Annotated in this window: 12 protein-coding genes; 8 read left to right on the top strand and 4 right to left on the bottom strand. The window is 70.8% G+C overall.

Features of this window, described 5'->3' with window-relative positions:
• Positions 1-262: 262 nt before the first annotated feature.
• Positions 263-1,645, bottom strand: a complete 1,383-nt coding sequence (locus tag F784_RS0107900) for an MATE family efflux transporter (protein ID WP_026332351.1) — start codon at positions 1,643-1,645, stop codon at positions 263-265.
• Between the two features lie 200 nt (positions 1,646-1,845).
• Here F784_RS0107900 and F784_RS0107895 point away from each other — a divergent pair, with 200 nt between their 5' ends.
• Positions 1,846-2,829 (top strand): NPCBM/NEW2 domain-containing protein, encoded by a 984-nt coding sequence (locus F784_RS0107895; protein ID WP_019586183.1) that lies wholly within the window; start codon positions 1,846-1,848, stop codon positions 2,827-2,829.
• Positions 2,830-2,987: 158 nt separating this feature from the next.
• Here the strand turns inward: F784_RS0107895 and F784_RS26055 are convergent, their stop codons facing one another.
• The 3 genes from F784_RS26055 to F784_RS0107880 all read right to left on the bottom strand — a co-directional run bounded on the left by F784_RS26055 (position 2,988) and on the right by F784_RS0107880 (position 4,851).
• Positions 2,988-3,152, bottom strand: coding sequence for a hypothetical protein (locus tag F784_RS26055; protein WP_019586182.1), 165 nt, complete (start codon positions 3,150-3,152; stop codon positions 2,988-2,990).
• Positions 3,153-3,427: 275 nt separating this feature from the next.
• The gene (locus F784_RS0107885; protein ID WP_026332365.1) at positions 3,428-3,880 is read right to left on the bottom strand and encodes a MerR family transcriptional regulator; all 453 of its coding nucleotides are present in this window, start codon (positions 3,878-3,880) and stop codon (positions 3,428-3,430) included.
• Positions 3,877-4,851 (bottom strand): NADPH:quinone oxidoreductase family protein, encoded by a 975-nt coding sequence (locus F784_RS0107880; RefSeq protein WP_019586180.1) that lies wholly within the window; start codon positions 4,849-4,851, stop codon positions 3,877-3,879. Before F784_RS0107880 ends, F784_RS0107885 begins: the two co-directional genes overlap by 4 nt.
• Before the next feature lie 159 nt (positions 4,852-5,010).
• Between F784_RS0107880 and F784_RS0107875 the strand changes: the two genes are divergently transcribed.
• The 7 genes from F784_RS0107875 to F784_RS0107845 all read left to right on the top strand — a co-directional run bounded on the left by F784_RS0107875 (position 5,011) and on the right by F784_RS0107845 (position 13,146).
• Positions 5,011-5,961: an ABC transporter substrate-binding protein gene (locus F784_RS0107875; protein ID WP_026332350.1), complete on the top strand. Its 951-nt coding sequence runs from the start codon at positions 5,011-5,013 to the stop codon at positions 5,959-5,961.
• A 25-nt stretch (positions 5,962-5,986) separates the two neighbouring features.
• The gene (locus F784_RS0107870) at positions 5,987-6,928 is read left to right on the top strand and encodes a sucrase ferredoxin (RefSeq protein WP_019586178.1); all 942 of its coding nucleotides are present in this window, start codon (positions 5,987-5,989) and stop codon (positions 6,926-6,928) included.
• Complete coding sequence (locus tag F784_RS0107865) at positions 6,925-7,902, top strand: FecCD family ABC transporter permease (protein ID WP_019586177.1); 978 nt, start codon at positions 6,925-6,927, stop codon at positions 7,900-7,902. Before F784_RS0107870 ends, F784_RS0107865 begins: the two co-directional genes overlap by 4 nt.
• A gap of 202 nt (positions 7,903-8,104) precedes the next feature.
• Positions 8,105-9,028, top strand: a complete 924-nt coding sequence (locus F784_RS0107860; protein WP_019586176.1) for an ABC transporter substrate-binding protein — start codon at positions 8,105-8,107, stop codon at positions 9,026-9,028.
• Positions 9,029-9,167: 139 nt separating this feature from the next.
• Positions 9,168-10,178, top strand: a complete 1,011-nt coding sequence (locus tag F784_RS0107855) for a FecCD family ABC transporter permease (RefSeq protein WP_019586175.1) — start codon at positions 9,168-9,170, stop codon at positions 10,176-10,178.
• Positions 10,175-10,972, top strand: a complete 798-nt coding sequence (locus tag F784_RS0107850; protein WP_019586174.1) for an ABC transporter ATP-binding protein — start codon at positions 10,175-10,177, stop codon at positions 10,970-10,972. Before F784_RS0107855 ends, F784_RS0107850 begins: the two co-directional genes overlap by 4 nt.
• Before the next feature lie 377 nt (positions 10,973-11,349).
• Positions 11,350-13,146: an acyl-CoA dehydrogenase gene (locus tag F784_RS0107845; protein WP_019586173.1), complete on the top strand. Its 1,797-nt coding sequence runs from the start codon at positions 11,350-11,352 to the stop codon at positions 13,144-13,146.
• Positions 13,147-13,299 lie beyond the last annotated feature (153 nt).

Genomic DNA, 13,299 nt, shown 5'->3' with positions numbered 1-13,299 from the left:
TTACAAGCAGAGGCTGAGTCAAGCCTGCCCGGCGAGGAGTTGGGAAGCAGGAGGTATTCCCGACGCTCGACCGTCTGGGGCAGAGAAACCGCCCCACACCGGGAAAGGCCGGGGAGCGCCGTGCCCGGAAGGGTCTGCTCCCCTGGGTTCTGGTTCAAGCGTCAGCGCCGTTCAGGGCAGCACTTGGTGCAGCCAGTCCCGGCCGCCGGTGGCAGGGGTGAGCTGTACCCGCTCGCCTGCGCCTACGAATTCGAGCCAAGTCTCATTCGGCCCCTGCCAGCTCCGTTCGCCCGGGTCCGGTCCGGTGCAGGAAGCGCGTCAGCAGGGCCGCCGCCGCCGTGACCAGCCCCGCCGTGAGGCCAAACCACAGCCCGCGCGGCCCCACGTTCAACACGAAGGCAAGGAGCAGGCCGGTGCCCAGCCCGACCACCCAGTACGCGCCGAGCGAGATCAGCAGCGGCCAGCGGGTATCGTGCAGCCCACGCAGGGCGGCATTGGCGGTGACCTGCACCCCGTCCACCGTCTGAAACAGGGCGGCGATGGCCAGCAGCGTGGTCGCCGTGGCGATCAGCGCCGCGTTCCCCGGGTCCCCCACGTTCACGAACACGCCCAGCACCGCACGCGGGGCGAGCAGTTCCAGGGCGGCGAAGGTCAGCATCACGCCCGCCGCGACCGCGATGCCGGTCAGGCCTGCCCGCCGTGCCCCAGCCCGGTTCCCGGCCCCCGCCGCGTGCGCCACCCGGATGCCGGTCGCGGTCGCCAGCCCCAGCGGGATCATGAACACCGCGGTGATGACCTGAAGCGCGACGTTATGGGCTGCCAGGGCCTCACTCCCGAAGCGGGCCATCAGCAGGGCCGTCACGCTGAACATGCCCCCCTCGGCCCCCAGCGTCAGACCGATGGGCCAGCCGAGGGAGAGCAGGGCCCGGACCTCGGCGCGCAGGGAGGTGGGGGCCAGGCCGGGGACCGGCGGGGCGCGGCGCAGGGCGACCGGCAGCAGCGTCAGCGCCGTCGCCCAGGCCGTCAGCGCGCTCGCCGAGGCCGCTCCTGCCAGCCCCAGCGCGGGCAGCGGCCCCCAGCCGAAGGCGAGCGCCGGGCTCAGGAGTGCCACCCCGCCCACCCCGCCCAGCGCCACGGCCGTGACCGTTCGGGGCCGCCCGGTGCCCTCCAGCGCGCCGCGCAGGGCCGTGAACGCCAGCACGGGCAGCATACCCAGCGCGTAGAGGCGCAGATAGGTCGCGGCCAGGTCCGCCCGGATACCCCGTGGGGCGAGGGCCGGAAGCGCGGCCGCCACGCCCCACATCAGCGGCAGGGCGAGGGCGGCCAGGCCCAGCGCGAGCCACAGCCCACCCCGCAGGGCGCGGGACACGCCCGCCGCGTCCCCGGCCCCGTGCGCCTGCGCGACGCGGGGCCCAACCGAGAGCATCACGCCCAGCAGCACCATGAAGACCAGGTAGTAGGTGGCGTTCGCGTACGCCGCCGCCGCGAGCTGCGCCTCGCCCAGCCGCCCGATCACCGCCGTGCTCACCAGGGTCAGCGCGTTCGACGCGAACTGCGACACGATGACCGGCACCGCCAGCCCCAGCAGGGCGGCCAGTTCCGCCCGGGGGGCCGGGCGCGAGAGGGGGGTGGGCTTGGTCGTCACACCCGCGAGTGTACGCGCCCAGGCCCGTGCCCGCCGGGGCAACCCTGCCTCAGAACGCCGCTCGCTCAGGCGCGTTAATGAAGAACCCCTAACTGAAGGAGAGAAAGATGAGCTTTCTGCGATGTTGAGATAGGGAAGGCACTCCCCGCAGCAATCCACGGGGGCATTGCGAGCGCGGGCTGGAGCGTCCAGGAGCTTGTATGCGAAGAGGTCAGCTCGGCTCATTTCTCGTCCCGGGCCTTTCGTTCCTGCTGTTCGCCTGCGGTCAGGGTCCCGATTCCGCAGCCACGGACCCTTACGCGGGGAACACGTCGTATCCCTGGAGCTACGCGGCCCCCGCGGGCAACCTCACCGCGCAGCGCCTCACCCCCGGCTGGAACAACCTCTATTACGAGCCCATCCTGGCCGCCCGCAACAGTTGGGGACCCGTCGAGTTGAACCGCAGCAACGGCGAGCAGGCGGCCGGGGACGGCCGGACACTCACCCTGAACGGCAGGACCTACGCCCGGGGCTACGGCACCCACGCGAGCAGCGAGCTGCGCTTCCGTCTGGGGGGAACGAACGCGGCCCAGTGCACGCGCTTCACGGCGGACATCGGGGTGGACGACGAGGTGGGGTCCAGAGGCAGCGTGGTCTTCCAGGTGTATCTGGACGGCCAGAAGGCCTACGACTCGGGCACGATGACCGGGGCGAGCGCGACGAAGCGGGTGGACCTGGACATTACGGGCAAGGGGGAGTTGCGCCTGGTCGTGACAGATGCCGGGAATGGCATCTCCTACGACCACGCCGACTGGGCCGGGCCCATGGTCTTTTGCGAGCGCCGCGAGTCCTTCTACCGATTCCACTTCGAGCCGCAGCGGGTCAGCGCCCGCGACGGCGAGACGGTGACGGCCACGCTGATCGTGACGGACGAGGACATCTCGGGGGAGGGGCGCCCGCCGAGCGGTCCCATCTCCTTCCGGCTGAGGATCTTCAACAAGAGTGGGGGCGGCACGGCACTCGTCGAGCCTGAACGTCTCTACACCGCCAGCACCTTCCCGGCCCGTTTCCCCGTCCGCCTCTACCTCAACGTGGACCATCCGGAATTCACCGACCAGAGGATCGCCTTCTACGCGCTCCTGGAGGGGTACGACTTCGGGCTGCTCGACCGCCGCTTCGACCTCTTCTGGACCATCCTGCCCTGAGGGGCCTTCGGGGGTGAAGGCCCCCGCAACCTGGCGGCCAGCCGAGCACCGGGTTGGGCGCGCCGCTGCTGATCCGGCCCGGTGCTCGGCTGGCCAGGTGCAGCCCTTGAAGATGCAGGACCTGCGCCCGCCCGGGTCCTTCCGTGGGGTGGGGGGCGTCACTCGCCACCGATCAGGATTTCGGCCTCAGGCCCCACCCGCACCGGCTCCCCCAGGGTGTAGGGGTCGTCGCCGCACCAGTCATACAGCCGGAATTCGACCAGCCGCCAGGCGTTCCCACCCGGCCAGGCCCGCGCCTCAGCGTCAGGACCCGCGACCGTCACCGCTTGCCGCAGATCGGCGGGGCTGACCGGCTCACGCGTCAGCTCCTCCAGCGTGCTGATGACGGCCCCAGAGTACCCGGGTCCACGCGGCTCGCCTCGCCCCGCGCGAGCGCTGAGACCGTGCGCTCGCTGATCCGTCCCCTGGCCGCCTGGGCAAGCCGTTAGGCGCCGAGGCCGTGAGCGTTCAGGTCCTTCCTCAGGGTGAGTTGAAGGGCTCGCATGGCGGCAACGTCCTACCAGGGTTGCCTCAGCCCACCGTTGTCCAGGGGCGGGATTCAGTCCTCCCCTACCTCCAGCGGCGCCACGTCCCCGCCGGTAAAGCGCTTCGTCAGCCAGCGGTCGAAGCGGGCGAGGCCCTCGGCCTGGCGGGCGTAGGCCTCCTGCAGCAGGCGCAGCCGGGCGTGGATGATTCGCAGCTGCTCGTCGCCCAGGGGAATGTCCTCGCGCGTCCAGTCGCGGCGATAGGTGCCGCCTACGGTGTGGGTCGCCCGGCGCAGGATCACCATGTCGCGCACCTCGTCGAGCGGGACGCCCAGGGCGCGCAGGTCCATCACGTCGCGCAGCAGCCGCAGCGCGTAGGGGCCGTAGAGCGCCCGGCCCGAGGCGGTGACCTGATCGGGTGTCAGCAGGCCGAGTTCGGCGTAGTGCATCACCGTGCGCCGGGTCACGCCCGCCTCCCGCGCGAGTTCGGCGGTCGTGTAGAAGGTGACGGGGGTCGGGGAGGTCAGGGCGTCACCACCACCTTTCCGGTCACGCGCCGCTCCAGCAGGGCGCGCAGGGCGTCCGGCGTGCGTTCCAGGAGGTAGCGCTCGCTGACGAGCGGACGGATCGTCCCGTCCGCCACCCAACCGAGCAGCCGGGCGAGGTTGCGGGCATTGGCACGCGAATCGCGCCGGGCGAACTCGCCCCAGAACACGCCGACGAGCGAGGCGCCCTTGAGCAGCGGGAGGTTCAGCGGGAGTTTCGGAATGCCGCCCCCCGCGAAGCCCACGACGAGGTAGCGCCCGCCCCAGCCCATGGAGCGAAAGGCGGGCTCGGCGAGGTCACCGCCCACCGGGTCGTAGATCACGTCCGGCCCCTTGCCGTCCGTCAGGGTCTTGATCTGCTCGCGCAAGTCCCCGGTGCTGTAATTCAGCGTCTCGTCCGCCCCGTGTTCGCGGCAGAGCGCCAGCTTCTCCTCGCTGCTCGCCGCCGCGATCACCCGCGCGCCCAGCGCCTTGCCGATCATGACCGCCGCGAGGCCCACCCCGCCCGCCGCGCCGAGGACGAGCAGCGTCTCACCTCCTTTCAACTGTGCCCGGTCCACCAGCGCATGCATGGAGGTGCCGAAGGCGAGCGGCAGTCCCGCCGCCACGTCCGAGGGGACCCCGTCCGGCAGCGGCATCACGCTCGTCGCGGGGGCCAGGAGCTGTTCGGCAAAGGCGCCCGTCCCCGTGAAGGCCGCCACCCGCTGGCCCACCCGCAGGTGCGTCACGCCCTCACCGACCGCCGAAATCACTCCCGCCGCCTCCGCGCCCGGCGTGAAGGGGAGGGGAGGTTTGACCTGATACTGCCCCATCACCATCAGCGCGTCGGGGTAGTTCACGCCCGCCGCCTCCACCCTCAGGACCACCTCGCCGGGGCCGGGGGTGGGGTCGGGGACGGTCTGGACGGTGAGGGCTTCGGGTTGGTCAAAAGCAGAGCAGATCAGGGCGCGCATGGCAGGACCTCCTGAAGGTCGGGTGACGAGGAATGCCCCATCTTACGGGCCTGCCCGCCCAGTGTGAACGCCCACGTTCAAAGTGGACGTGGACGGACACTTGGCGAAATCTAACTCTTTAACTTGACCAACCTACTCGGATTAGTGCAGTATCCCCTCGTGAAAGCCTCGTTGCTCGCCCTCGCCCTCCTTTCCCTCGCCCCCGCCTCGGCGCAGACCCTCACCGTCCGGCACGATGAGGGGACCACCCAGGTTCAGCGTGATCCCAAGCGGGTGGTCGTGCTGGATGAAGAAGCGCTGGGCTGGATGTACGCCCTGGGTCTCGGCGACCGCGTGGTCGGCCTGGGCAGCGCGACGATCACCCCCGCCCAGCTCACGGCGAGCGGGTCCATCAAGCCCGAGGTGCTGAAGGGCGGCTTCCTGGCGCGCGGCAAGCTCAACACCCCCCGTTTCGTGGGAAGCTGGACCGCACCCAACCTGGAGACGATCCTGGCGCTGAGGCCCGACCTGATCGTGCGCCTGACCTGGGAGGGGAACGGGAACTACGCCAACCTGGTCAAGATCGCCCCTACCGTCGGCTACCGCGAGGACGCCCCCGGTTTCTGGAAAAAGGGGCTGAGGGACCTCGCCCGCGTCTTCGGGCGGCAGGAGCAGGCCGAGCGGGTGATCAAGCAGGTGGCGGATACCAGCCGCGCCAACGCGCGCAAGCTGCTCGCGGCGGGCGTGTTCCGCAAGTACCCCAAGGCCGTCGTGATCTCGCCCTTCGCGGGGGGCAGCACCTGGATCTACACGAAGGTGCGCCTGATCGACGACCTGCGTGCCCTGGGCTTTAGGGACGGGCTGAAGGCGGGCACGACCACCCTGGGCATCGGCGCCCAGATCAGCGACGAGGCGCTGCTGAACCTCGACAAGCAGACGCTGGTGGTCATCATGCCGCCCGGCGGGCAGTACGACGGTGCCGACGCCTTCCTGAAGTCGCCGGTCGGCCAGCGCCTCAAGGGGCAGAGCGTGGTCTACAACCTGGAGGCGAACAGCCCCTGGTCCGGCCCCCTGGTATCCCTCCGCAACAGCAACGAGGTGACCCGGCTGATCCTGGAGGCGGTGAAGTGAGGGGGGTGTCGGGCCGTTGAGCCACATGCCTGCCCCCCCCGCCCGCCTTCCCCTGTGCGCGGACGCCTCCCGCGCGTCCGGGGAGGACCCCATCGCCACCGCCCCCCACTGGCAGGAGGTCACGGTGCTGGAGCTGGACGTGCCCGTGTGGGCGGCGCTCCGCGACGTGGACCGCTGGACCACTGAGCAGCGCGGCGTCTTCGAGGCGCTGCGGGGCCGGGTGGAGGCGAGCGGCGCGGGCTTCGGTCTGCTGATGTCGGCGCCCGAGCAGCCGGGCCCGCCGCTGCGGGTTCGCCACTACACGCGCGGGGCGGGCGGTTTCACGCGGCGCGACTACCAGTCCGCCCTGCCCCAGACCGAGTGGGCGCGCGGCCTGAGCGCCACCCTGCTGCGCTCCGGGGAGCTGGGCGACTGGGCGGAGGTCCCCGTGCCCACCGGCCCCGACTATCACGTCTGCACCCACGGGACGGTGGATGCCTCTTGCGGCAAGTACGGCATTCCGGCGTTCCACGGCCTGCGGGCAGCCGGGCACCGCGCCTGGCGTACGGGCCACTTCGGCGGCCACCGCTTCGCCGCGACCGCGGTGGAACTCCCCAGTGGGCTGCTGTGGGCGCACCTGACGCCGGAACTGGCGGCCCGCGTCGCCCGGCGGGCCGTCCACCCCTCCGAGGTGCGCGGCCACCTGCGCGGCTTCGCGGGCTTGCCCCCCCTCGCGCAGCTGCTGGACCGGGAACTGCTCGTGCGTTACGGCTGGGACTGGCTGGGCGCCGAGCGGACGGCTCAGGTGGAGGCGGAGAGCGACGGGCGCGCCCGGGTCACCCTGGACTTCCACTGGAACGGGCAGGCCGGCCGCGCAACCGCCCTCGTCCGGGACGGGGTGCCCCTGCACCTCCCCGGCTCCAGCCACAAGGCCGACCTCGGCCGGATGCGGCAGTACGTGGTCGAGGAGATGCGGGTCAGCCTTTGAAGCGTCCCTTCCTCCTCCTGCTCGCCGCCGGGCTGCTGCTGCTCGCCCTGCTCGCCTCGCTGGCGCTGGGGGCGAGCGACATCGCGCCCGGCCAGGTGACCCGGCTGCTGCTGTGGCCGGACGAGAGCACCGAAAGCCTGGTGATCCATACGCTGCGGCTGCCACGCACGGTGGTAGCGGCGCTGGCAGGGGCGGGGCTGGGTGTGTCGGGCCTGCTGCTCCAGGGGGTGACGCGCAATCCGCTCGCCGACCCTGGCATCTTGGGGGTAGAGGCGGGCGGGGCGCTGGCGATCCTGGTCATGGTCGTCTTCTTCCCGGCGGCCCCGGCAGCGCTGTTCGTGCCCGCCGCCTTCCTGGGGGGGGCGCTCGCGGCGGCGCTCGCCTACGGGGTGGCGCGGCGGGTGGGCGTGACGCCGCTGCGGCTGGCGCTGGCGGGCGTGGCGGTGGCGAGCCTGGTGGGGGCCGCGACCCGGACCGTCCAACTGCTGTTCGAGGAACGGGCCCAGGGCGCGCTGTTCGCCCTTTCCGGCTCGGTGGCGGGCCGCACCTGGGAGCAGGCCGCGCAGGTGGCCCCCTGGATGGGGCTGGGGCTCGCCCTCGCCCTGCTCCTCACCCCCCGCGTGAACGTGCTGGCCCTGGGCGAGGACGTGGCCCGGGGCCTGGGTGCCCGCACCGAACGGGACTCCTTCCTGGTCACCGCGCTGGGCGTGCTGCTTGCCGCCGCGTCCGTCAGCGTGGTCGGGCCGGTGGGCTTCGTGGGCCTGATCATCCCTCACGCCGCCCGCGCGCTGATGGGGCCGGACCACCGCTTCAGCCTCCCGCTCGCGGCCCTGCTGGGAGCGGCCTTCCTGACCGCGGCGGACATCCTGGCCCGGTTGATCGACAAACCCGCCGAAACGCCCGTGGGCATCCTGGTCGCCGCCGCCGGGGCACCGTTTTTCGTGGCGCTCGCGCGGCGGATCGGTCGGCGGTGATGTGGGAGCAAGCCCAGCGGCAATACGTTGTTCTCCCTCTCCCACCAGGGGAGAGGGCCGGGGTGAGGGGGCCACGGGCAAGTGCCTCCGCGAGCACGATGCCCTGCCTCCTCCCCTGCAAGCAGCTCCGTGAGTCCCAGCCTCCCCCCTCAAGGGGGAAGAGCAAAGAGCAACCCCCATCCAAATTAAGGAGAACCCTTCCATGCCAAAAAATCTGCTGACCCTGACCGCCCTCGCTCTCGTCACGACCGCTGCTGCCGTCACTGTGGCGCACGAGCGGGGCACACTGACCCTCGACAAACTGGCCCGGCGCGTCGTCGCGCTGGAATACTCCTTCGTGGATACCCTCGTCGCGCTGGGGGTTCCGCCCGTTGGCGCCACGCTGGGCACCCAAGGTGGGGACCGGGGCACGCCGCCCTACCTGCAACCGCGGGTGAAGGGGGTGGCCGTCACCGGCAGCCGCGCCCAGCCCAGCCTGGAGACGATGGCGGCGCTGCGGCCCGACCTCATCCTGGCGGACGCCTTCGTTCACGGGGACGTGTACCCGCAGCTCTCGCGGCTGGCGCCGACCGCTGCCCTCCAGAGCCGCCGGGGCAGCCTGGACGACCTGAACGCTCAGACCCTCGCCATCGGCAAGCTCGTGGGGCGCGAGACCGCCGCCCGGCAACTCCTCGCCGACCAGAAGGCGCTGCTGAACAAGGCGCGCGTGTTTGCGAAGAAGGGCGCCCCTCCCTTCGTCGCCGCCGTCGTCACGCCCAAAAGCCTCACCGTCCACACCAGCGGGAGCTTCGTGGGAAGCTTCCTGGAGGATGTGGGGCGCAAGAACCTGCTCCCGGTAAAAGGCGATCAGACCCAGTACGAGATTTCGCTGGAGGGCCTCCTCGCGCTGAACCCCTCCACCCTGGTGCTGTTCACCGCTCCCGACGAGACGCCGATCACCGCGGCGTGGAAGACGAACCCCCTGTGGCAGCGGCTGAGCGCGGTGCAGCGGGGCCGGGTGTACGAGTTCAACCGCGACAACTGGACGCGCGGGCGCGGCCCCCTCGCCCTGAAACTGATGGTGGCGCAGACCATCGCCAGCCGCTTCCTTCAGGACGCCGCGCCCCCGGCGGAGTTCCGGTACTAGTGGTCCGGGTCCCGCTCCATTTCGGACCTCCCGGGAGGGCGCCGGAAGGTCCTTCATTTCACGGAACCCGTCCTCTCTCCTGCTCCTTTCAGTCGGGAACTGGCCGTGAACAGATACGGCCAGTTCCGGAGAGCGGGTGATGGTCAGCCCCTACACCTCCCGCCGGGCCGTGCTGATCGGGCTGGGGCTGGCGGGCGTGACGCTGCTCGTCTCGGTGCTCGCGCTGGGCCTGGGGGCGGTGCGGACCCCCGCGCCGGACGTGCTGCGGGTCCTGACGGGCAGCGGCGACGACCTGACGCGCCAGCTCGTGCTGGAGTTGCGGGCGCCGCGCGTGCTCGTGTCGCTGCTGTGCGGGGCGATGTTCGCCGCGTCCGGCGCGGTGATGCAGGGGGTGATCCGCAACCCGCTCGCCTCGCCCGACCTCATCGGGGTGGGGGCGGGGGCGGGGCTGGCGGTCACGTTCTTCCTGCTGGCCTGGCCCGGGGCGCCGGTCGGCGGGCTCCCCTGGGCGGCGCTGGCGGGCGCGTGGGGGGGCTTCGGGCTGGTGCTGCTCCTCGCGCGGGAGTGGGGCGGCGTGAGTTTGAACAGCCTGCATCCCGTGCGCCTCGCCCTCGTCGGCGTGGCCGTGGCGGCGGCGCTGGGGGCCGTTCAGCAACTCGTGCTCGTGCGGGCGCCCGACGGGCTGGGCACGGCGCTGACTTTCCTGATAGGCACGGTGTACGGGGCGGACGCGACGAGGGTGGCGCGGGTGCTTCCCTGGGCGCTCGCCTTGCTGCCTGCCGCGCTGCTGCTCTCGCGCACGCTGGACGTGCTGAACCTGGGCGAAGACCTCGCCACCAACCTGGGCACCCGGGTGAACCCGGCGCGGCTGCTCGCCCTGGGGGTGGGGGTCGCGCTCGCCGCCGCCGCTGTGACGGGCGCGGGTATCCTGGGCTTCGTGGGGTTGCTCGCGCCGCACCTCGCGCGGCTGCTCGTGGGCGCGCGGCACGCCCGGCTGCTGCCCGTCTCCCTGCTCGTGGGGGCGCTGCTCGTCCTCGCCGCCGATACACTGGGACGCTCACTGCTGCCGCCCATTGAGGTCCCGGCAGGCATCTTCACCACCCTGGTGGGGGCCCCTTATTTCCTGTATCTGTTGAGGCGCACCGCATGACCCAGATTCCCTCCCCCCTCTCCACCGAGAAATTACGGCTCGCCTACGGGCAGACCGTCATCGTTCCCGGGCTGGACCTGCGCGTAGCAGGTGGTCAGGTCACCAGCATCATCGGGCCGAACGGCTGCGGCAAGAGCACCCTGCTGCGCGCCCTCGCCCGGCTGCTGCCCGCCGGGGGCGGCGAGATTCAGCTCTACGGCCAGGCGCTGCACGCCCTGCCCTCCCGCGAGGTGGCCCGCCGCCTGGCGATCCTGCCCCAGGGCCCCACTGCCCCCGAGGGCCTGAGTGTGGAGGAACTCGTGTGGTTCGGCCGCCACCCCCACCAGGGCCGCTTCCCCGTGCGCCGCGAGGAGGACCGCGAGGCCGTGGCGTGGGCACTCGCCCAGACGGGCATGACAGTTTTCGCGGGCCGCCCACTGGAGGCGCTCTCGGGTGGGCAGCGCCAGCGCGCCTGGATCGCCATGAGCCTCGCCCAGCAGACCGATATTTTGCTGCTCGACGAGCCGACGACCTACCTGGACCTCTCGCACCAGCTGGAGGTGCTGCACCTCGCCGGGCGCCTGAACCGCGAGGGGGGCAAGACGGTCGTGATGGTCCTGCACGACCTCAACCAGGCCGTGCGCTACAGCGACGAGCTGGTCGCCATGAAGGACGGGCAGGTCTACGCCCAGGGCCGCCCCGAGGACATCATGACGGCCGAGCTGCTGCGCGACGTGTTCGGCCTGAAGGCCCACATCCTCGCGGACCCCGACACCGGCAAGCCGCACGTGATCCCATACGCGCTGACAAGGTGAATCTTTTTTCACCCTCTCCCCTGGTGGGAGAGGGCCGGGGTGGGGGGGCGAGGGGGCAAGCGCCTCCGCGAGCACGATGCCCTGCCTCCTCCTCTGCAAGCAGCTCCGCGAGTCCCGGCCTCCCCCCTCAAGGGGGAGGGGTTTTCTGACCTCCCTCCGACTGTTTCTCTGCCGTGAGGCAGTTGCCCCCACCACTTGCGTGCGTCGGTCAAGTTTGCGTGGTCCAGTTCCAGAACCAGCACGCCTGCGCTGAGCCCCAACACCGGGTCGACCTGATGCTCCGATGTCCCCGCCTCATATGAACGCGAGCGTTCAAAATTGACGTTCACGGACACTCCGGCCTAAGCTGGCCGCAAGTCCACCCCCAAGGAGTCGCTATGGCCCCCTTCCTCTCCCGCCGTGACCTGCAATTCCAGCTTTACGAGGTGCTGGACACCGCCTCGCTGCCCGGGCGCCCCCGCTTCGCCGAACACTCGCGCGAAGTGTACGACGACGTGCTGGGCCTCGCCTACAACGTTGCCGACCGCTACTTCGCCAACCACGCCCGCGAGGCGGACCTGAACGAGCCGCATGTGGTGGAGGGTAGAGTTCAGCTCGTTCCCGCCGCCGCCCAGGCGATGAAGGCGTTTCGTGACGCAGGCTTTTTCAGCGCCCACGCCGACGAGGAACTGGGCGGCCTGCAACTGCCCAATGTGGTCGCGCAGGCCATGCACGCGCACTTCAAGGCCGCGAACATTGGCACGAGCAGCTATCCCTTCCTGACCATCGGGAACGCGAACCTGCAACGGGTGTTCGCCTCGCCCGAGCAGCAGCGCAGATACATGCTGCCCCTGCTCGAAGGCCGCTGGTTCGGCACGATGGCCCTCTCCGAGCCGCACGCGGGGTCGGGGCTGGCCGATATCACGACGAGCGCCACGCCGAGGAAGGACGGCACCTACGCCATCTCCGGCACCAAGATGTGGATCTCAGCGGGCGAGCATGAGCTGTCCGAGAACATCATTCACCTCGTCCTGGCGCGGATCAAAGGCGCTCCGGCGGGCGTGAAGGGCATCTCGCTCTTCATCGTGCCGAGATACCGGGTCAACGAGGACGGCAGCGTCGGGGAATCCAACAACGTCGTCCTGGCGGGCCTGAATCACAAGATGGGCTACCGGGGCACCACGAACACGCTGCTCAACTTTGGTGAGGGCGGCGAGACGGTCGGCGAACTCATCGGCGAGCCCGGCCAGGGCCTGCGCTACATGTTCCACATGATGAACGGCGCCCGCATCGGCGTCGGCATGGGCGCGGTCATGCTGGGCTACGCGGGCTACCTCGCCAGCCTGGAGTACGCACGGGACCGGCGGCAGGGACGGCACGCGAGCAACAAGGACGCGGCCAGTCAGCCCGTGCGGATCATCGAGCACGCCGATGTGCGCCGGTTGTTGCTGCGGCAGAAGAGCTTGGTCGAGGGCGGCCTTGCGCTGGGCCTCTACGCCGCCCACCTGGAGGACGAGATCGAGACCGGGCCGGAGGAAGGGCGGCGGGACAACGAACTCCTCCTCGATCTGCTGACGCCCATCGTGAAGAGCTGGCCGAGCAAGTACAGCCAGGAGGCGCTCAGCGACGCGATTCAGGTCATGGGCGGCGCCGGGTACACCCGCGACTATCCGGTCGAGATGTACTACCGCGACAACCGCCTCAACCCCATCCACGAGGGCACCGAGGGCATCCAGGGCAACGACCTGCTGGGCCGCAAGGTGACGCAGGCGGGGGGGCGCGGGCTGCAAGTCCTCCTCGAACGGATTCAGGCGGACCTGGGGGCGTCCGAGGGGCTGGAAGGACTGGACGAGATTCGCGTGGCCGTCGTCAAGGCGCTCAACCAGAGCGGCGCGGCCCTCCAGACCATCCTCGGCAAGTCGTCCGAACTCGGCCCCGACCTGTTTCTCGCCAACGCGAACAGCGCCCTGGAGATGATGGGACACACGGTCATCGGCTGGATGTGGCTGCGGCAGGCGGTCGCGGCGGCACAACGACTGCCGGGGGCACGCGGCGACGACGCCGACTTCTACCGGGGCAAACTCCAGGCCGCCCGCTTCTTCGCCACGCACGAGCTGCCGAGGGTGAAGGCGCACGCCGACCTGCTGGCGAGTGCCGACCGGACGACCTTCGATATGCAGGACACCTGGTTCTGAGCCCACCGGGAGCGGCTGGGGTGTAGAAGCTTTGTCGTTCAGGGGAACAGAGTGGCGACCAGGCGGGGAAAGCCTCCTCCACCCCCGTGCCTGATCCGACGGCCCCGTCAGCAAACGTCATATCGGGAAGGATGAGCCTGATCTTCTCCCGAT

Origin of the sequence: Deinococcus apachensis DSM 19763 (genome assembly GCF_000381345.1) — a bacterium.
GTDB classification, from domain to species: Bacteria; Deinococcota; Deinococci; order Deinococcales; family Deinococcaceae; genus Deinococcus; species Deinococcus apachensis.
Note: the sequence above shows the minus strand (reverse complement) of the source record. Positions and strands in the feature narration are given on the sequence as shown.